At 60.7% G+C, this 18,496-nt stretch carries 18 protein-coding genes; 16 read left to right on the top strand and 2 right to left on the bottom strand.

What is annotated here, in order from left to right:
• Nucleotides 1-27: 27 nt before the first annotated feature.
• From frr to lpxB, 12 genes are all read left to right on the top strand, one after another.
• Nucleotides 28-591: a ribosome recycling factor gene (gene frr, locus ACXYMO_RS02515; protein ID WP_458877071.1), complete on the top strand. Its 564-nt coding sequence runs from the start codon at nucleotides 28-30 to the stop codon at nucleotides 589-591.
• A gap of 9 nt (nucleotides 592-600) precedes the next feature.
• Nucleotides 601-1,332 carry an isoprenyl transferase gene (locus ACXYMO_RS02510; protein ID WP_458877070.1) on the top strand — a complete coding sequence of 244 codons (732 nt, stop codon included), beginning with the start codon at nucleotides 601-603 and terminating at the stop codon, nucleotides 1,330-1,332.
• Entirely contained in the window at nucleotides 1,329-2,120 is a 792-nt protein-coding gene (locus ACXYMO_RS02505; protein ID WP_458877069.1) for a phosphatidate cytidylyltransferase, read from the top strand. The genes ACXYMO_RS02510 and ACXYMO_RS02505 overlap by 4 nt, the downstream gene beginning before the upstream one ends.
• Nucleotides 2,120-3,292: a 1-deoxy-D-xylulose-5-phosphate reductoisomerase gene (gene dxr / locus ACXYMO_RS02500; RefSeq protein WP_458877068.1), complete on the top strand. Its 1,173-nt coding sequence runs from the start codon at nucleotides 2,120-2,122 to the stop codon at nucleotides 3,290-3,292. The genes ACXYMO_RS02505 and dxr overlap by 1 nt, the downstream gene beginning before the upstream one ends.
• A 5-nt stretch (nucleotides 3,293-3,297) precedes the next feature.
• Nucleotides 3,298-4,656 carry an RIP metalloprotease RseP gene (gene rseP, locus ACXYMO_RS02495; RefSeq protein WP_458877067.1) on the top strand — a complete coding sequence of 453 codons (1,359 nt, stop codon included), beginning with the start codon at nucleotides 3,298-3,300 and terminating at the stop codon, nucleotides 4,654-4,656.
• Nucleotides 4,657-4,753: 97 nt separating this feature from the next.
• Nucleotides 4,754-4,879, top strand: a complete 126-nt coding sequence (locus ACXYMO_RS02490) for a hypothetical protein (RefSeq protein WP_458877066.1) — start codon at nucleotides 4,754-4,756, stop codon at nucleotides 4,877-4,879.
• A 168-nt stretch (nucleotides 4,880-5,047) separates the two neighbouring features.
• Nucleotides 5,048-7,369, top strand: coding sequence for an outer membrane protein assembly factor BamA (bamA, locus tag ACXYMO_RS02485; RefSeq protein WP_458877065.1), 2,322 nt, complete (start codon nucleotides 5,048-5,050; stop codon nucleotides 7,367-7,369).
• A gap of 8 nt (nucleotides 7,370-7,377) precedes the next feature.
• Nucleotides 7,378-7,965 (top strand): OmpH/Skp family outer membrane protein, encoded by a 588-nt coding sequence (locus ACXYMO_RS02480; protein ID WP_458877064.1) that lies wholly within the window; start codon nucleotides 7,378-7,380, stop codon nucleotides 7,963-7,965.
• Nucleotides 7,966-8,034: 69 nt separating this feature from the next.
• Entirely contained in the window at nucleotides 8,035-8,499 is a 465-nt protein-coding gene (gene fabZ / locus ACXYMO_RS02475) for a 3-hydroxyacyl-ACP dehydratase FabZ (protein WP_458877063.1), read from the top strand.
• Nucleotides 8,500-8,503: 4 nt separating this feature from the next.
• On the top strand, nucleotides 8,504-9,289 hold the full coding sequence (lpxA, locus tag ACXYMO_RS02470) for an acyl-ACP--UDP-N-acetylglucosamine O-acyltransferase (protein WP_458877062.1): 786 nt from the start codon (nucleotides 8,504-8,506) through the stop codon (nucleotides 9,287-9,289).
• A gap of 3 nt (nucleotides 9,290-9,292) precedes the next feature.
• Complete coding sequence (locus ACXYMO_RS02465; protein WP_458877060.1) at nucleotides 9,293-10,093, top strand: LpxI family protein; 801 nt, start codon at nucleotides 9,293-9,295, stop codon at nucleotides 10,091-10,093.
• Complete coding sequence (lpxB, locus tag ACXYMO_RS02460; protein WP_458877059.1) at nucleotides 10,093-11,265, top strand: lipid-A-disaccharide synthase; 1,173 nt, start codon at nucleotides 10,093-10,095, stop codon at nucleotides 11,263-11,265. The genes ACXYMO_RS02465 and lpxB overlap by 1 nt, the downstream gene beginning before the upstream one ends.
• On the opposite strand, the gene ACXYMO_RS02455 is transcribed toward lpxB, so the two are convergent.
• Entirely contained in the window at nucleotides 11,234-11,761 is a 528-nt protein-coding gene (locus ACXYMO_RS02455; protein WP_458877058.1) for a GNAT family N-acetyltransferase, read from the bottom strand. The genes lpxB and ACXYMO_RS02455 overlap by 32 nt on opposite strands.
• On the bottom strand, nucleotides 11,754-12,899 hold the full coding sequence (gene mnmA / locus ACXYMO_RS02450; RefSeq protein ID WP_458877057.1) for a tRNA 2-thiouridine(34) synthase MnmA: 1,146 nt from the start codon (nucleotides 12,897-12,899) through the stop codon (nucleotides 11,754-11,756). The genes ACXYMO_RS02455 and mnmA overlap by 8 nt, the downstream gene beginning before the upstream one ends.
• Nucleotides 12,900-13,028: 129 nt before the next feature.
• On the opposite strand from mnmA, the gene sciP reads away from it, so the two are divergent.
• The 4 genes from sciP to recG all read left to right on the top strand — a co-directional run bounded on the left by sciP (nucleotide 13,029) and on the right by recG (nucleotide 18,488).
• Nucleotides 13,029-13,307 (top strand): CtrA inhibitor SciP, encoded by a 279-nt coding sequence (sciP, locus tag ACXYMO_RS02445; protein ID WP_458877056.1) that lies wholly within the window; start codon nucleotides 13,029-13,031, stop codon nucleotides 13,305-13,307.
• 99 nt (nucleotides 13,308-13,406) lie between these two features.
• The gene (gene ctrA, locus ACXYMO_RS02440) at nucleotides 13,407-14,123 is read left to right on the top strand and encodes a response regulator transcription factor CtrA (RefSeq protein ID WP_458877055.1); all 717 of its coding nucleotides are present in this window, start codon (nucleotides 13,407-13,409) and stop codon (nucleotides 14,121-14,123) included.
• Between the two features lie 157 nt (nucleotides 14,124-14,280).
• A complete protein-coding gene (ligA, locus tag ACXYMO_RS02435) occupies nucleotides 14,281-16,401 on the top strand; it encodes an NAD-dependent DNA ligase LigA (RefSeq protein ID WP_458877054.1) in 2,121 nt (706 codons plus the stop codon).
• Nucleotides 16,398-18,488 (top strand): ATP-dependent DNA helicase RecG, encoded by a 2,091-nt coding sequence (recG, locus tag ACXYMO_RS02430; RefSeq protein ID WP_458877053.1) that lies wholly within the window; start codon nucleotides 16,398-16,400, stop codon nucleotides 18,486-18,488. The genes ligA and recG overlap by 4 nt, the downstream gene beginning before the upstream one ends.
• Nucleotides 18,489-18,496 lie beyond the last annotated feature (8 nt).

The raw sequence follows: 18,496 nt of genomic DNA, 5'->3' as shown, positions 1-18,496 counted from the left end.
AACGAACAAATCAGAGGGAGCGCGCCCGTGTCAGACGAATTCATGCTGGATACAGACGATTTGCAGCGACGTATGGATGGTGCGATGGCCGCATTGCGGACCGAATTCGCATCACTGCGAACCGGACGGGCCAGTGCATCGATGCTGGAACCTGTCATGGTCGAAGCCTATGGCCAGAAGACACCGATCAACCAGTTGGGCACCGTGAACGTGCCGGAACCCCGAATGGTCACGGTCAACATCTGGGACAAGTCGATGGTGGGCGCCGCCGAAAAGGCAATCCGCGAAAGCGGGCTCGGCATCAATCCGCAGTTGAACGGCACCATCATCATGTTGCCGATCCCCGAACTGAACGAAGAGCGCCGCCGCGAGTTGACCAAGGTGGCCGGCCAATATGCCGAACATGCCCGCGTCGCCATTCGCAACGTGCGCCGCGATGGCATGGACCAGATCAAGAAGGCCAAGGCCGACGGCATGTCCGAAGACGATCAGAAATTCTGGGAAACCGAAGTTCAGGACCTGACCGACAAGATGATTTCGGCGGTTGACGATGCGCTGGAAAACAAACAAGCCGAAATCATGCAGGTCTGACGCGGATTTATGCCCAAGGATCCTGATACCCCGCAATCGGGCGGTCCGCGTCACGTAGCCATCATCATGGATGGCAACGGACGCTGGGCCCAGGCACGGGGACGTCCGCGGCTGTTCGGGCATCATGCCGGGGCCCGACGGGTCCGCGAAGTGGTCGAAGCCTGCCCGGATCTGGGCATCAAATACCTGACGATCTTTGCCTTTTCCACCGAGAACTGGAAACGCACCCAGGTCGAAGTCGCCGGGCTGATGAGCCTGTTTCGCCGCTACATCGCCAAGGAAACCCGCGCATTGGATGCGCGCGGTGTGCGGGTGCGTTTCATCGGGGATCGGGTGCGGCTGGATGCCAAGCTGATCGAATTGATGGACCAGCTTGAGACACAGACACAAAAGAACGACCGTGTGCACCTCACCATCGCTCTGAACTACGGCGGCCGGGACGAGGTCGCGCGCGCCACCAAACGGCTGGCCGAGGATGTCGCCGCCGGGCAGCTGAAACCCGAAGACGTCGATGAAGATACCTTGCCCCGCTATCTGGACACTTATGTTCTGCCGGATCCGGATCTGGTGATCCGCACCAGCGGCGAAGCGCGGATTTCAAACTTTCTTCTGTGGCAGTCCGCCTATGCGGAGTATGAATTCATCGACACGCTGTGGCCGGACTTCACCGCCGAGGAACTGGATCGGCTGTGCAAAAGCTATGGCAGCCGCGAGCGCCGTTACGGGGCTGTCGCAACATGAGCAGGTCCGAGCGTTGGTCGGATTTGGGCGCGCGCGTCGGATCGGCCGTTGTCATGGTGGCCGTCGGGCTGGGCGGCATGGTTCTGGGGGGACATGTGTTTCATGTCCTCGTTGCGGTTTTGTGTGCGGGAATGATCTGGGAATTGTTCGGCATGCTGGCGCCCGAGCGTCGCGCACTGGGCTGGCAGATCGCCCTGCTGGGCGGTCTCGCGGTGCTCGCCTCATCCTATCTGCCACCCATGACGGTTCTGCCGATCCTTCTGGCACCCGCATTGGTGGGCGCAGGGCAACTGGAGAAACACCGGATCATATGCGCCCTGTTCATCGTGCTGATTTCGATAGCCGGCTTTGAAATGATGGTGTTGCGTGACAGTTTCGGCCTGATCTGGCTGTTGTGGCTGGTTCTGATCGTGATCATGTCCGACGTGGCCGGGTATTTCGCAGGCCGGGTCATTGGCGGGCCGAAATTCTGGCCGCGGGTCAGCCCCAAGAAAACCTGGTCCGGCACAATCGCCGGTTGGATCGGCGCCGGGGTGATCGGGCTGGTGTTCGCGCTGTCGCAAAACGCCTCGCTCAGCCTTGTTTTGTCCTCGGTCCTGGTGGCCTTTGCCGCCCAGATGGGTGACATCGGCGAAAGCGCGGTAAAGCGGCGGGTTGGTGTCAAGGATTCCAGCAACCTGATCCCAGGGCACGGCGGTCTGCTGGATCGGTTCGACGGCATGCTGGGTGCTGCGGTTTTCGTTTTTGTCGCCGGTGTGTTCATAGCGCTGCCATTCGGGACGGTGTGATGCGGAAGGTTTCGATTTTCGGCGCCACCGGGTCGGTGGGGCAGAACACGATTGATCTGATTGCGCGGGCGACGGACGACTATGACGTCGTTGCCCTGACAGGTGGGCGCAATATCGAACAACTGGCCAGGGATGCCATCGCGCTGCGCGCGGATGTGGCCGTGACAGCCTTTGATGATGCGCTGCCTGCCTTGCGGGATGCGCTTACCGGTTCCGGGATCGAGGTGCAGGCGGGGCAGGCGGCCCTGATCGAGGCGGCCACGCGTCCGGCCGACTGGGTCATGTCGGCCATCGTCGGCGCCGCAGGGCTGGCCCCCGGACTGGCCGCGCTGGAGCAGGGGGCCACCCTGGCCCTCGCCAACAAGGAAACGCTGGTCTGTGCCGGGGCCCTCGTGATGGATACGGCAAAACGCACGGGCGCTCGATTGCTGCCGGTGGACAGCGAACATTCGGCCGTGTTTCAGGCGTTGATCGGCGAAGACATCCGCTCGGTTGAGCGCATCATCCTGACAGCCAGCGGCGGGGCGTTTCGCGACTGGCCCCTGGAAAAACTGAAAACCGCGACGCTGGAACAGGCGTCCAGCCACCCCAATTGGGACATGGGCCAGCGGATCACGATCGATTCCGCCTCGATGTTCAATAAGGCGCTTGAGCTGATCGAAACGCGTGAGTTCTTTGGCGTGGCCCCGGACCAGATCGAGGTTGTCGTGCACCCCGAATCCCTTGTGCACGCGCTGGTGGGGTTCAATGACGGCGCGCTGATGGCGCATGTGGGCGCACCTGATATGCGCCATGCCATCGGTTTTGCCCTGCATTATCCCGAACGCCGCCCTTTGCCGGTCGAAAGGCTGGATCTGACACGTATCGGTCAGTTGAACTTTCGTGCCCCGGACGAAGACCGTTTTCCGGCCCTGCGCCTTGCGCGCGACGTGATGAACCGGGGCGGACTGTCTGGCGCGGCGTTTAATGCGGCCAAGGAACGCTGCCTTGACGCGTTTATCGAGGGGCGTATCGGATTTCTTGAAATGGCCCAGGTGGTCGAGCGGGTTTTGGACCGTTTTGAAGCCAAAACCGGACTTATTGATGCCGCAATGACACTTGATAACGTGGTTGAGACAGACCATCTGACAAGAACGATCGCAGATCAGGTGATGGCAGAGAGCACAGGGTAGATTTCTTGGACATTCTTTCGTTGATTCCGCAGTTTGGCGGCGTAGTTCAAATGGTTCTGGCCTTTGTCGTTTCCCTTTCGGTCATCGTGGCCGTGCATGAATACGGTCATTATATCGTTGGTCGATGGTCCGGCATTCATGCCGAGGTGTTTTCCCTCGGCTTTGGTCCGGTTCTTTTTTCGCGTCAGGATCGCCACGGCACCCGCTGGCAGATCGCGGCACTTCCCTTCGGTGGATTCGTGAAATTCCTGGGCGACTCAAATGCCGCGTCCGGCAAGGATTCCGAAACCATGGACGAGGCCGCGCAAGATCCGGTTCAGTTGCGCCGAACAATGCATGGCGCACCGTTGTGGGCTCGCGCCGCGACCGTTGCGGCAGGGCCGATGTTCAATTTTGCCATGTCGATCATCGTGTTCACGGGCATTTTCATGTTCCGCGGGGCCATCAGCGATCCGCTGGCCGTGGGGGACATTCAGCCGCTGCCCGGGGGCGCCTATGAACTGCAGGCCGGGGATGAAATCCTGTCGGTCGGGGGTATCAAGATGCCCAAGTTCAACGAAGAGAGCGAATCCGTCGATTGGCAGGTCTTTCGCGAATCCCTGCCCAGGCAGGAAACGCTGGAATATGTTGTGCGCCGCGGCGAGGCCGAGGTCAGCGTTTCGGGGCCGTTTCTCTATCCGCCCCGTGTAGATTCCGTTGCACCGCGCAGTGCCGCCTATACGGCCGGTCTGGAATCGGGCGACGTGATCGTGGGGGTCGATGGCGCCCCGATCTATGCGTTTGATGCGCTCAAGGACATCGTTGAATCCTCCAACGGCCGGGCATTGGATCTGGAGGTCTGGCGCGCGGGCGAGACGCTCAAGGTCACTCTGAAACCACGCGAAACGGATGAACCCCAGGAGGCGGGCGGATTTGCCAAGAAATGGCGGATCGGCGTCGTCAGCGGCATGGCGTTCGAGCCGGCCTACAGCACGACCGGCCCGGTCGATGCGTTTATCGGCGGGTTGTACCAGACCTATCGAGTCATCACGCGATCCCTGTCCGGTCTGTGGCACATGGCGACCGGCGCCATCAGCACCTGCAACATGTCCGGTCCCATCGGGATTGCGCAGACATCCGGCGCGATGGCCTCGCAAGGTACGCAAAGCTTTGTCTTTTTCATTGCTGTCCTGTCGACGGCTGTCGGCTTGCTGAACCTGTTTCCAGTGCCGGCGCTGGATGGCGGTCATCTGGTATTTTACGCCTATGAGGCCGTGACCGGAAAACCGCCAAACGAAAAAGTTCTGGGGATTCTGATGACAATCGGTATCGCGGCAATTCTGAGCCTGATGGGCTTTGCCCTGTTCAACGATATCTTCTGCTAGGAACACAGGAAGGGTGCGAAATGCGCCATCAATCTGCCCAAGTCTCGCCACATTCTGCCGGTAACTTTTGCTTAACAGGCAGCAAAGGAATGGTGACATGCAGACACTTCAGCAGTCATATCGTGGGCTCTCTCTGATGATGGAGCTGAATTGGGACCGCATCTTGTATGTGGCGACAATTGCCTTTGCTCTGATGGCGGGGGCATATCTGGGCAGTCTGTAACTCTCGCTACAGGTTTTCAATTCGGCGGCGTCTGGTTAATTTCAGGCGCCGTTTTTTGTGGTTTTGACATCGTTCGTCATTCTCGCTACTCACAGAACAGTGTCTTCTAAGATTTGGGTATGCGATATGGGTTTGGGGAACGCCGTGGGTACATCCTGCGTTAGCAAGATGATCAAGGCCGATATGTTGTGTCGCCTGATCGCGGTCGTTGGTCTCTCTTTCGGGATGCTCATTTTCGCCCTGGGGACCGAAGCCACGGCCCAGACCTATCGCTTCAATACGATTGAGGTGGAAGGCAACCAGCGGATCGAAACCGGCACAATCGCCACCTATTCCGGGATCGAGCGTGGGCGTCCGGTCAGCGTCGGTGAATTGAACGACGCCTATCAGCGGATTCTGGGCAGCGGCCTGTTTGAATCCGTCGAACTGGTCCCGCGTGGCAACACCCTGCTTGTACGGGTCAAGGAATACCCGACCATCAATCGCATCAACTTTGAAGGTAACCGCCGCATCAAGGATGAGGCCCTGACCGAATTCATCGAATCCGCGCCGCGCCGCGTGTTCAGCCCCGGACAGGCCGAACGCGACGCCGCCGTGATCGCCGAGGCCTATTCACAGCAGGGGCGCATCGCGGCCCGCGTCACACCGCGGATCATCCGGCGCAGCGACAACCGGGTCGATCTGGTGTTCGAAATCGCCGAAGGCGACACAATCGAAATCGAACGGGTCAGTTTTGTTGGGAACCGCGTCTTTTCCGACCGCCGCCTGCGCCGTGTTCTTGAAACCAAGCAGGCCGGATTCTTGCGCACCTTTATCCGGGCGGACACCCTGGTCGAGGATCGTATCGAATTCGACAAACAGGTGCTGCGCGATTTCTATCTGTCGCGGGGCTATGTCGATTTCCGCACGCTCAGCACCAATGTGGAGCTGACACGCGAACGGGACGCTTTCTTTCTGGTGGTCAATGTCGAAGAAGGGCAGCAATTCCGCTTTGGCCAGATCACCACGACAAGCGAAATCACCGATGTGGATGCGGATGAATTTCAGGCGGTTCTCAAGGTCAAACCCGGCGTCGTCTATTCTCCGTCGCTGGTTGAAAACGCGATCGCCCGTCAGGAGCGTCTGGCGATCAAGAAGGGGATCGATTTTCTGCGGGTCGAACCACGGATCTCCCGCAATGATCGTGAGCTGACGCTGGACGTCGAATTCGTCCTCACCCGCGGACCCAGAATTTTTGTTGAACGCATCGATATCGAAGGCAACACCACAACGCTGGACCGGGTCGTGCGTCAGCAGTTCAAGGTCGTCGAAGGCGATCCGTTCAACCCGCGCGAGATCCGTAAAAGCGCCGAACGTATTCGCGCACTTGGCTTTTTCTCCAAGGCCGACATCGATGCGCGTCAGGGATCGGCCAGCGATCAGGTCATCATCGACGTGAATGTCGAAGAACAGCCAACCGGCTCTCTCACGCTGGGCGGGGCCTATTCGCTGAGCAACGGGTTCGGCGTCAATATCGGGCTGCGTGAAAACAACTTCCTCGGTCGGGGTCAGCGGCTCAGCTTCACGGCCTCCACCGCCGAGGATGCCGAAGAATACATCATCGGCTTTTCCGAGCCCTATCTGCTGGGCCGCGATCTCAGGTTGGATCTCGATTTCGGCTTGGCCGCGACCACGTCGACCTATGCAACCTACGATACTGAAAAGAAATTCTTCATCCCGGCGCTCAGCTTTCCGGTCAGCGAAAATGGCCAGTTGAGAGTTCGGTACTTTTATGAAGACAACAAACTGATTGCGCGCGAAAACGTGGTGACCGGCGATGTCATCACCCGGGAAATCGCGACCGGCAGCCGCACCACCAGCGCGATTGGCTTGAATTACAGGTTCGACACCCGTCTTACGGGCCTGAACCCGAACGCCGGGTTCCTGTTTGAGGTGGGTGCCGACTTTGCCGGGTTGAGCGGCGACAACAAATTCGTGCGCACCAGGGCCAAAGCCGTGGCGCAGACCAAGGTCCTGAACGAGGAAGTTACCTTGCGTGCGACGATTGAGGCGGGCGCTCTGCGGTGGCAGGGCGACAACTTCAGCCGCGCGGTTGACCGTTTCTTTCTGTCCAATGACATGTTGCGGGGGTTCGAACCGGCCGGGGTCGGCCCGCGCGATCAGTCCAACGGTGTGGATGATGCCCTTGGCGGCAATCTCTATGCGGTTGCCCGGTTTGAAGCAGAATTTCCGCTGGGCCTGCCCGAGGAACTGGGTATTCGCGGCGGCGTCTTTTATGACGTCGGCAACTTGTGGAACCTCGACAATGCGGATACGGCCGGGGCAGCCGGAATTGTCGGTGCTGACGGATCCTATCGTCATGTGATCGGTGTTTCGCTGCTTTGGGAAACCGGCTTCGGGCCTTTGCGGTTCAACTTTTCCAATGCCATTCGCAAGGAATCCTTCGACAAGGAACAGTCCTTTGACCTGACCATTCAGGCAAGGTTCTGAGGCACTCCATGGCGCACCGGTTCATCCGGCGTTTGACGGCCCTTGCTCTGTCGCTCTGGGCCGCCGTCGGCAGTGCCGGTCTGGTCTCTGTCGCAAACGCGCAGGAACTGGGCCTGCCGCAAAGTGCGATCCTTACGATTTCCTCGGACCGTCTGTTTTCAGGCTCGGATTACGGCCGCCGCGTCGCTGCCGAAATCGAGGCGGATGGCGCGATCCTGTCGGCTGAAAACCGCAAGATCGAGGCCGAACTCACCGCCGAGGAACATGAGCTGACCACCAAGCGGGAGCAGATGGGCCCGGATGAATTCAGGGCTCTGGCCGATGCTTTTGATGAGAAAGTGCAGGAAATTCGCCGCACCCAGGATACCAAGGCGCGCACTCTGAGCCAGCGCGGTGAAGAGGCGCGTGTCGCCTTTTATCAGGCCGCGCGTCCGGTGCTGGCCGCCCTGATGCGCGAAGCCGGGGCAGGCGTGATCCTTGAACGCTCCAGCGTTTTTCTGAGCGCCAATGCCACCGACATCACCGACATCGCGATTTCACGCATCAATGCCGCCATTGGTGATGGGACCCAAACCGCCCCGGAACCCAGCGAATAGCGCCGCTTGCTCATCACTTCGTGGGTTGTTACTCAGACCTCCAAAAGCCTCCAAGCAGGGAACTTTGTCATGAAGTCGCAATTGCTCAGCGCAGATATCCAGTTGATCCAGCGCATTCTTCCGCATCGCTATCCTTTTTTGTTGGTCGACAAGGTTGTCGATATCGACGGGACAAGTTCAGCGCGCGGGATCAAGAATGTCACGATGAACGAACCGCATTTTCAGGGTCATTTTCCCGGCGCGCCCATCATGCCCGGCGTGACCATCGTCGAGGCGATGGCGCAGACGGCTGGAGTGATGATCGGGGCCACTCTTGAAATGGCCGACCGCGATCTGCTGATTTATTTCATGGGCATCGACAAATGCAAATTCCGCCGCAAGGTGATTCCGGGCGATATCCTTGAAATGACCGTGACGACCTTGCGCGGCAAACCTGGTGGTCGCGTCTGGCGGTTCGGCGGGTCTGCCACGGTCGAGGGCGACCTGGCGGCCGAGGCGGAATTCACCGCGATGATCGACCTTCCCAAGGACTAATACCATGGCGCAGATACATCCTACGGCAGTTGTGGAAGACGGCGCTCAGCTGGGCGAGGGGTGTGTGATCGGCCCGTTCTGCTGTGTCGGCAGTCAGGTGGTGCTGGGCGATCGGGTCGAATTGAAAAGCCATGTGGTCATCACGGGGCAAACCGAGATCGGCGAAGATACGGTTGTCTTTCCCTTCGCGGTCATTGGTGAAATCCCCCAGGATCTCAAATTCAAGGGCGAAGACAGCCGTCTTGTGATCGGCGCGCGCAATCGCATCCGCGAACATGTGACCATGAATGCTGGGACTGACGGTGGCGGTGGCGTGACACGGGTTGGGGATGACGGTCTGTTCATGGCCGGATGCCACATCGCGCATGATGCGCAGATCGGCGACCGTGTGATCGTGGTCAATTCGGCGGCAATTGCCGGTCACTGCGTTCTCGAGGATGACGTGATCATCGGCGGTCTGTCTGGCATTCATCAATGGGTCCGGGTCGGCAAAGGCGCCATCATCGGTGCGGTCACGATGGTGACCAATGACGTGATTCCTTACGGTCTGGTTCAGGCCCCGCGGGGGGGACTTGACGGGCTGAACCTTGTCGGTCTGAAACGCCGCGGCGTGGCCCGGGCCGACATCACCGCGTTGCGCGCCGCCTTTCAGATGCTGGCGCAGGGCGAGGGCACGTTTCAGGACCGGGTCCGGCGATTGGGCGACGATTCCGACAGCGCCTATGTTCAGGATATCGTCGAGTTTGTGCTGGGCGACTCGGACCGGTCCTTCCTGACACCGGGGAGCTGAGCCATGCTGGCGCTGATTGCCGGAGCCGGGGACCTTCCCCGCGCCATCGTGTCCGCAACGGATTCGCCGCCGCTGATCTGCGCCTATGACGGGTCGGGGCCGGACGACGTCGAAGTCGATCTCACGTTCCGTCTGGAAACGCTGGGCAGTTTTCTGGACACGCTGAAAGACCGCGGTGTCGAAACCGTCTGTTTTGCCGGTGCAATTGCCCGTCCCAGGATTGACCCTGCCGCCATCGACGCAAAGACGCTGCCCCTGGTGCCCCGTTTTCAGGCGGCATTGGCGCAGGGGGATGACGGCGCGCTGAGGGTTGTGATCGACCTGTTTCAAGAGGCCGGTTTCACCGTCAAAGGTGCCCATCAAATCGCGCCCGATCTTTTGCCGCAAGAAGGCGTTCTGGGAGAACACGAACCAGCCGAGGCTGATCGCGCGGATACGACGCGCGGGTTTGACATCCTGTCCGCGCTGTCTGCGGCGGACATCGGTCAGGCCTGCGTGGTCAAGAACCGCCAGGCACTGGCGCTGGAAGGGGTGTTTGGAACAGACTGGATGTTGGCCAGCCTGCAATCGCGCCCCGACGCGAGCGAGGGGGGCGGCGTTCTGGTAAAGGCGCCCAAAACAGGTCAGGACCTGCGCATCGATATGCCAACGATCGGGCCTGACACGGTGCTGGCCGCCGCCCGGGCCGATCTGTCCGGAATCGTGATCGCGCGGGACGGGGTCATTGTTCTGAACCGGCCGCAGGTCATCGAGGAATGTGATCGCCTTGGTCTGTTCCTGTGGGTCCGGGGACCTGACGGCTGATGCGGGTGTTCATCATCGCCGGGGAACCGTCGGGCGACCGGCTGGGCGGCGCGTTGATGGAAGGGCTCAAGACTCTCGTCCCTGAAGGTGTGAGTTTTGACGGCGTCGGGGGCGCTCAGATGGCGGCACAGGGCCTAGTCAGCCGCTTTCCCATGGATGAACTGAGTGTCATGGGCATTGCCGAGGTGCTGCCCAAGTATCGCCATTTGAAACGGCGGATTGCCGAAATGGCGCAGGCGGTGATCGACACCAAACCGGACGTTCTGATCACCATAGACAGCCCCGATTTCTGCCTGCGGGTCGCCCGCCTGGTCAAGGACGCCTGTTCGGTACGCACCGTGCATTATGTGGCGCCCACCGTCTGGGCCTGGCGTCCGGGTCGCGCCGCCAAGATGGCCCGGATGATCGATCACGTTCTGGCTTTGTTTCCGTTTGAGCCGCCCTTGATGCAAGCGGCCGGGATGGAATGCGACTTTGTCGGCCATCCGGTGGTTGCCGAACCTCAGGCCACAGACCGCGAAATCGCCGATTTCCGCGCCGCGTTCGGATTGGGCGATGCGCCCTGGCTTCTGGTCCTGCCGGGGTCGCGCCGCTCCGAAGTGGGGCGGCTGGCCCCGGTATTCGGCCAGGCGGTGTACCTGTTCCTGAAACGCCATCCCGACATGCGGATCGTGGTGCCTGCGGCCGCGCCGGTTGCGGGTCTGGTGCGCGAGGCCATGACCGGCTGGCCCGGCGATCCTGTGATGATCGATCCGACCCGCCTGTCGCCCGATCTGGCGGCGGCGCACAAGCGGGGTGCCTTTGCCGGGGCCTCGCTGGCATTGGCGGCGTCGGGCACGGTATCGTTGGAACTGGCTGCGGCCAGCACCCCCATGGTGGTGGCCTATCGGTTCCACTGGCTGAGCTGGCACATCATGCGCGGGATGGCGCTGATCGATACCGTGACACTGGTCAATCTGGTCAGCGAAACACGCGTGGTGCCGGAATGCCTGGGGCCCGCGTGCCGCCCCGACAATATTGCCGAGGCGCTGGACAATGTTCTGGCCGCGCCAGAGGCCCAGACCGCGGCCATGAAGACCACCATGCAACGTCTGGGGCAGGGTGGGGATGCCCCCGGTCTGCGCGCCGCGCGCGCCATCCTTATGCGGATGGCGGATGACGGTCGTCCATGAACGGGTTGGGCAGGGCAAAATAGACGCTGTCACACCAGACACCGCCAATCTTGAGCGTCGCTGTTGCACGATGCGTTTCTGTGAACCCAAGACGTTTCAAGAGGCGGAGGCTCGCCTGATTGCGCGGGTCCACATCTGCCGTGATCGCGGCCAGGCGCATTTGCCGGAACACATACGGAATGAGATGGCTCAGCGCCTCGTGCATGATCCCCTGGCGCCAGTGATCCCGGTGTAACGCAAACCCCAGTTCCGGTGCCCGCCAGATTCCCGCCTTTCCGATCAGGCTACCGCCCTTGAGAATGGCAAATTCGCGAGTTGTCCGGGCCGGTTGCCCCAAAGTTCCCTTGACCCAGGCGCGGGTTTCATCAAGCGACGTATGAAGACTATCGAAATATTGCATCGCGTCTGCGTCTGAGAAGATGCCGAACAACGCCGCAGCATCGTCAGCCTGCAAGGGACGCAGGTCAAGCCGAGGGGTGCGGATGCGCTCAGGCACCTTTCCAGATCCAGCCGCCGCCATAGATGCGACTGCCACCGGTTTCGTAAAAGACGCAGGCCTGTCCGGGGGAAACACCTTCTTCGGGGGACAAAAGCTCAACTTCGGCCGTGCCATCGGGCAGGGGGCGCAGAATGGCTTCGCGCGGCGGGCGGGTCGAGCGGACCTTGACCGAGATGTGCCATTCCTTCTGGCTGTCGATGGGCGCATCGGCCAGCCAGTTGATTTCGCGCACCGGAACAATGCGGGTCGCAAGCATGTCCTTGGGGCCGACAATCACCTGCTTGGTCTCGACATCCAGCTTGACCACGTAAAGCGGCTCGGCCAGCCCGCCGATCCCCAGACCGCGCCGTTGCCCAATGGTGTAATGCAGCACACCGTCATGCTGCCCCAGAACGCGCCCGTCGGCATGAACGATCTGTCCCGGTTCTCCGGCCCCGGGACGCAGTTTTTCGATCACGCTGGCATAATCGCCATTTGGAACGAAACAGATGTCCTGGCTGTCGGGTTTGTCCGCGACGGACAGCCCGTATTGCGCGGCCAAAGCGCGGGTCGCTTCTTTCGAAGGCAGGTGTCCCAGCGGAAAACGCAGGAATTCAAGCTGCTCGGGAGTTGTTGAAAACAGGAAATAGGATTGATCGCGCCCGGCATCCGACGCGCTGTGCAATTCCGGCCCGTTTGGCCCCATGATACGCTGAATGTAATGTCCGGTTGCCATGCAATCGGCCTCAAGATCCTTGGCCGTTTCCAGCAAATCCTTGAATTTCACCCGCTCATTGCAGCGAATGCAGGGCACGGGCGTTGCGCCGGCCAGATAACTGTCGGCAAATTCATCAATTACCGCGTCCCGGAAAATGTTTTCATAATCCAGAACGTAATGCGGAAATCCCCGTTCCTCGGCCACACGGCGCGCGTCGTGAATATCGACCCCGGCGCAGCAGGCGCCTTTCTTGGCGAGCGCGGCCCCATGATCGTAAAGCTGCAAGGTGACGCCCACCACGTCATAGCCCTGATCGGCCAGCAGGGCTGCGACAACAGAACTGTCCACGCCGCCGGACATGGCGACGACAACCCGCGTTTCCGAAGGCGGCTTGGCAAATCCAAGCGAATTGAGCGGCGGTGATGTGTCCAGCGCCATGAAAAGGCTCCTGTGGGGTGAAGAAGACCAGCAGAATATAGGAAAATCCTAGATACTCACAAGTGGCGGTTTCATCCCTCATTAAGGCAGGTTGGTCACACTCGCCACCGGGAAGATGAGGATGGACTGATGTTTCTGAAAAAAGTCGACGGACCCAGGGCCGTTACCTTGCCGGATGGTTCGGTCATGACGCGGGCCGATCTGCCGCCAGCGACAACAGGGCGTTGGGTTGCCTCGCGCAAGGCCGCCGTGGTGCGCGGGGTGCTTTACGGCCTTATTACGCAGAGCGAGGCGCAACGCCGGTACGGGCTGAGCGAAGAGGAATTTCAAAGCTGGCTCAGTGCCGTGGCAGAGCACGGCGAAGATGCATTGAAAGCGACCGCTTTGAAAAAGTATAGACAACCTTGAGTTGTGTATTTAAATTTTATACTAGGGTAACGGGTGATTAACTTTTCTTCTTCAAGGTTAACGCCAATCGGGAGCTGGGATTAGGCGGAGAAATAAACCATGCGCGTTCTGTTAGTCGAAGACGACCCTACCACCTCAAAAAGCATTGAATTGATGCTGACCCACGCGAATCTGAATGTTTACGCAACAGATTTGGGTGAAGAAGGGATCGATCTGGCGAAACTATATGATTACGATCTTATTCTTCTGGACCTGAACCTGCCCGACATGGACGGGCACGAAGTTCTGCGACAGCTGCGCATGGCGCGGGTGGAAACTCCGATCCTGATCCTGTCCGGCGCGGACGACACCGAAAACAAGATCAAGGGATTCGGGTTTGGGGCCGACGACTATCTGACCAAACCGTTCCACCGCGAAGAATTGGTGGCGCGCATCCACGCCATTATCCGCCGGTCCAAAGGCCATTCGCAATCAGTGATTCATACGGGTCGCATTTCGGTCAATCTGGATGCCAAGACAGTCGAGGCGGATGGCCAGCCCGTGCACCTGACGGGAAAGGAATACCAGATGCTGGAGCTGCTCAGCCTGCGCAAGGGCACGACGCTGACCAAGGAAATGTTCCTGAACCATTTATACGGGGGCATGGATGAACCCGAATTGAAGATCATCGACGTCTTCATCTGCAAACTTCGCAAAAAGTTGAGCAATGCAATCGATGGCGCGAACTATATCGAAACCGTGTGGGGCCGCGGATATGTGCTGCGCGATCCGCAAGGTGACGAACTTGGCGGACAGCGCATCGCCGTCGGGGCCTGACCGCCGCAGCGTCCGGAAATACTGGCGCCTACAATCTGATATTCCCCCGGCATATTTCCGTCGGGGGCGCTAAAGCAACCACTCACACCGCCAGGGCTCTGGACCTGACACATGCCGCGCCCTATCACTTGTCCCACAAAAGATGCGGGGCAAGGCCGTGACAGAAAAAACAAAAGTCGAAGACCTGACAGAGGCTCAGGCCGAACAGGAACTTGCCCGTCTGGCGGAGATACTGGGGCGGGCCAATCTAGCCTATCATGCCGAAGACGCGCCGGAAATTTCCGATGCGGAATATGATCGTCTCAAGCAGCGCAACAGCGAGATCGAGGCGCGTTTCCCCGCACTGAAACGCGCCGATAGCCCGTCAGATCAGGTCGGCGCACGCCCCGGTGAGGGGTTCGCAAAGGTCGTCCATGCCATCCGCATGCTGTCCCTTGGCAACGCGTTCGAGGACGATGATGTGCGCGCCTTTGATACCAGCGTTCGCAAATACCTTGGGCTATCGGGAAACAGCCCGCTCTCCTACACATCCGAACCCAAGATCGACGGATTGTCGCTGTCCCTGCGCTATGAAAACGGACATCTGGTTCAGGCCGCAACGCGTGGCGACGGCTCCGTGGGCGAGAACGTGACCCAGAATGCCCGCACGATTGCGGATGTTCCCAAGACCCTGACCGGCGCCCCGGACATCCTTGAGGTGCGCGGCGAGGTTTACATGTCACACGCGGATTTTGCGGCGCTGAACGATCGGCAGGCAGAGGCCGGTCAGAAACCTTTTGCCAATCCCCGTAATGCCGCCGCCGGATCCTTGCGCCAGCTGGACGCGGAGATCACCCGCAAACGTCCGCTGCGGTTCTTTGCCTATGGCTGGGGCGAACTGTCGGCGCCGCTGTCCGACACCCAGCACGGGGCGATCGAACATCTCGCGCGGCTGGGGTTTTCAACCAATCCGCTGACCAAGCTGTGCGATGGGCCAGCGCAGATGCTTGCCCATTACCGAAATATCGAAGAACAGCGCGCGACGCTCGGCTATGACATCGATGGCGTGGTCTACAAGGTGAACGATCTGTCGCTGCAGGCGCGGCTCGGGTTTCGCTCGACCACGCCGCGATGGGCCATTGCCCACAAATTCCCCGCCGAACTGGCCTGGACCCGGCTGGAGGCGATCGACATTCAGGTCGGCCGCACCGGCGCGCTCAGCCCGGTGGCGCGGTTAACTCCGGTGACCGTCGGTGGGGTCGTCGTTTCAAATGCCACGCTCCACAACGAGGATTACATCGCCGGGCGCGATTCCAAGGGGGGCGAAATCCGCGGTGGAAAAGACATCCGCGTGGGCGATTGGGTGCAGGTCTATCGCGCCGGTGACGTGATCCCCAAGGTGGCCGATGTGGACCTGTCCAAACGTCCCGCTGACAGCGCGCCCTTTGAATTCCCAAAAACCTGCCCCGAATGCGGATCCGACGCCATCCGCGAGGACGGCGATTCCGTACGCCGCTGCACGGGAGGGGTGATCTGTCCGGCGCAGGCGGTCGAAAAGCTCAAACATCTTGTCAGCCGGGCGGCCTTTGACATCGAGGGGCTGGGAAACAAGCAGGTGGAGCAGTTCCATGACGATGGCTGGATCCGTGAACCGGCCGACATTTTCACCCTGCATGACCGCTATAGCACTGGCCTGCAACAGTTGAAAAACCGCGAAGGCTGGGGCGAGAAATCGGCCAACAACCTGTTTTCCGCCATTGACGAAAAACGCACTATCCCATTGGGGCGCCTGATATTTGCCCTTGGTCTGCGCCATGTGGGCGAATCCGCTTCGAACCTGCTGGCCACGCATTACGGCACATGGGACGCGTTCGAGACGGCCATGACGGCAGCGCAGGATCGCGACGGGCCCGCATGGGCGGACTTGTTGAATATCGACGGCGTGGGCACCGTGATGGCAACGTCGCTGGTCACGGCGTTTGCGCAGGACAGCGAACGCGCCTCGATTGACCGGCTGGTGGCCCAGCTGACGGTGCAAGAGGCCGCGCGCGCCGACACAACCGGCAGCCCGGTGGCCGGCAAGACCGTTGTGTTCACGGGAACACTCGAACGCATGACCCGGGCCGAGGCCAAGGCCCGGGCCGAAGCCCTGGGAGCCAAGGTCTCGGGCTCGGTCAGCGCCAAGACCGATATCCTCGTCGCCGGTCCGGGGGCCGGGTCCAAGGCGAAAAAGGCCGCCGAACTGGGGATTGAAACCTTGGACGAAGACGCGTGGCTGGCCCTGATCGGGCAGTCATGAGCGGACGTCCCGAACCCCTGTTTCCGCTGTTTGCGGGGCTCGAAACGCTGGACGGTGTCGGCCCCAAGACCGCGCAGCTGATGGGCCACCTGGGCATCGAAACGCCGCGTGACGTCTTGTTTTCACTGCCTTACGCGGTCGTTGATCGACGCCGCAGGGACACGATCCGGGGGGTCGATCTGCCGGTCACGCTGACTGTTGAGGTGACCATCGGCGCACATCGCCCGCCGCGCAACAAGGGGGGCGCCTATCGCATCCATGTCGAGGATTCCGAGGGCGATTTCCAACTGGTGTTCTTTCACGCCCGGGCTGAGTACCTGAAAAAAATCGCCCCCAGCGGCGCACGCCGGGTTGTGTCGGGCAAGGTCGAACTGTTCGACGGAATGGCGCAGATGGTGCATCCCGATCATCTGCTCCCGCCCGAAGAGGCGGACGACATTCCCGATTTCGAACCCGTCTATCACCTGACACAGGGCGTCACGCAAAAGACCATGTTCAAGGCCGTGCAAAGCGCGTTGTCACGGGTGCCCGCCCTGTCCGAATGGGTCGATCCCGCGCAGAAAGCACAACAGGCCTGGCCGGATTGGGCCGATGCGGTGAAACAGGCCCATGCGCCGCGCGGATTGGATGATATCAGCCCGTCGTCCCCGCCACGGGAACGGCTGGCCTATGATGAACTGATGGCGCATCAGCTGACCCTTGCCCTGGCCCGGCGTCGCGAACGCAAGGCGCGCGGCATCGTCAGCGTGGCCACAGGGCAGTTACAGCGCAAGGTTCTGGCCAGTTTGCCCTATCGCCCCACCAACGCCCAAAGCCGCGCCATCGAGGAGATTGCCGCCGATATGGCCGCGCCCGAACGGATGAACCGGCTGTTGCAGGGCGATGTCGGGGCTGGAAAGACGCTGGTTGCCTTCATGGCCCTGCTTGTCGCGGTCGAGGCGGGCGGGCAGGGCGTCATGATGGCCCCGACCGAAATCCTGGCCCGCCAGCATCTGGAAGGGTTGCGCCCGCTGGCCGAAGAGGCGGGCGTCGTTCTGGAAATCCTGACAGGTCGCGACAAGGGAAGTGAACGCCGCGCCAAACTGGCGGCGCTGGCCGAGGGCAAGATCCAGATCCTTGTCGGGACCCATGCGGTGTTCCAACCGGATGTCGAATTTTCGGATCTGCGCCTTGCCATCGTGGACGAACAACACAGGTTCGGCGTGCGCCAGCGGATGGAGTTGGGCAAAAAGGGGCAGGGCGCCGATGTGTTGGTGATGACGGCCACTCCGATCCCGCGCAGCCTTGCCCTGGCGCAATATGGCGACATGGACGTGTCGGTTCTGGATGAAAAGCCACCCGGACGTAAACCCGTCAAAACCGCTGTCGTCAGTACCGAACGCATGGACGAGGTCATCGGCCATCTGCGCCGGGCCATTGACGAAGGCCGGCAGTGCTATTGGGTGTGCCCGCTGGTCGATGAATCCGAACTCGTGGATCTGACCGCAGCCGAAGAACGGTTCAAGACGCTGCGGGCGGTGCTGGGCGAGGGGGTCGTTGGCCTTGTGCATGGACAGATGCCCCCGACAGAAAAAGACGCCGCCATGGCCGCGTTCCAATCGGGGGACACCAAGGTTCTGGTTGCCACCACCGTGATCGAGGTGGGGGTCGATGTGCCGAATGCGTCGATCATGGTGATCGAACGGGCCGAAATCTTTGGCCTTGCTCAGCTGCACCAGCTGCGGGGCCGTGTGGGCCGCGGCACGGCCGACTCCACCTGTCTGCTGATGTACCAACCGCCCTTGTCCGAAACGGGTCGGCGCCGCCTTGAGGTGCTGCGCGAAAGCGAGGATGGCTTTGTCATTGCGGAAACCGACTTGGAAATGCGCGGGGCAGGTGACATGATTGGAACCGCGCAATCAGGGCTGCCGCGGTTTCAGATCGCCGATCTGGAGCGGCAGGCAGGTCTGATGGCCATTGCCCAGAGCGACGCGCGCGCCTTGCTGGCCGCCGATCCTGATTTGTCCTCGGAGAGGGGGCGCGCCGCGCGTGTTCTTCTGTGGCTGATGCGGCAGGACGAAGCGATTCGTTTGATTTCAGTGGGTTAACGGAAGAG

It is taken from the genome of Arenibacterium sp. CAU 1754, from assembly GCF_054482635.1.
Note: the sequence above shows the minus strand (reverse complement) of the source record. Positions and strands in the feature narration are given on the sequence as shown.

What these genes read in the sequence shown, in the direction of transcription:
- sciP (WP_458877056.1), top strand. Translation starts at nt 13,029, where the DNA reads ATGTTTCTGAAAAAAGTCGACGGACCCAGGGCCGTTACCTTGCCGGAT.
- dxr (WP_458877068.1), top strand. Translation starts at nt 2,120, where the DNA reads ATGCGGAAGGTTTCGATTTTCGGCGCCACCGGGTCGGTGGGGCAGAAC.
- bamA (WP_458877065.1), top strand. Translation starts at nt 5,048, where the DNA reads ATGATCAAGGCCGATATGTTGTGTCGCCTGATCGCGGTCGTTGGTCTC.
- lpxA (WP_458877062.1), top strand. Translation starts at nt 8,504, where the DNA reads ATGGCGCAGATACATCCTACGGCAGTTGTGGAAGACGGCGCTCAGCTG.
- mnmA (WP_458877057.1), bottom strand. Translation starts at nt 12,899, where the DNA reads ATGGCGCTGGACACATCACCGCCGCTCAATTCGCTTGGATTTGCCAAG.
- ctrA (WP_458877055.1), top strand. Translation starts at nt 13,407, where the DNA reads ATGCGCGTTCTGTTAGTCGAAGACGACCCTACCACCTCAAAAAGCATT.
- ACXYMO_RS02505 (WP_458877069.1), top strand. Translation starts at nt 1,329, where the DNA reads ATGAGCAGGTCCGAGCGTTGGTCGGATTTGGGCGCGCGCGTCGGATCG.
- fabZ (WP_458877063.1), top strand. Translation starts at nt 8,035, where the DNA reads ATGAAGTCGCAATTGCTCAGCGCAGATATCCAGTTGATCCAGCGCATT.
- ACXYMO_RS02490 (WP_458877066.1), top strand. Translation starts at nt 4,754, where the DNA reads ATGCAGACACTTCAGCAGTCATATCGTGGGCTCTCTCTGATGATGGAG.
- lpxB (WP_458877059.1), top strand. Translation starts at nt 10,093, where the DNA reads ATGCGGGTGTTCATCATCGCCGGGGAACCGTCGGGCGACCGGCTGGGC.
- ACXYMO_RS02510 (WP_458877070.1), top strand. Translation starts at nt 601, where the DNA reads ATGCCCAAGGATCCTGATACCCCGCAATCGGGCGGTCCGCGTCACGTA.
- ACXYMO_RS02480 (WP_458877064.1), top strand. Translation starts at nt 7,378, where the DNA reads ATGGCGCACCGGTTCATCCGGCGTTTGACGGCCCTTGCTCTGTCGCTC.
- ACXYMO_RS02465 (WP_458877060.1), top strand. Translation starts at nt 9,293, where the DNA reads ATGCTGGCGCTGATTGCCGGAGCCGGGGACCTTCCCCGCGCCATCGTG.
- recG (WP_458877053.1), top strand. Translation starts at nt 16,398, where the DNA reads ATGAGCGGACGTCCCGAACCCCTGTTTCCGCTGTTTGCGGGGCTCGAA.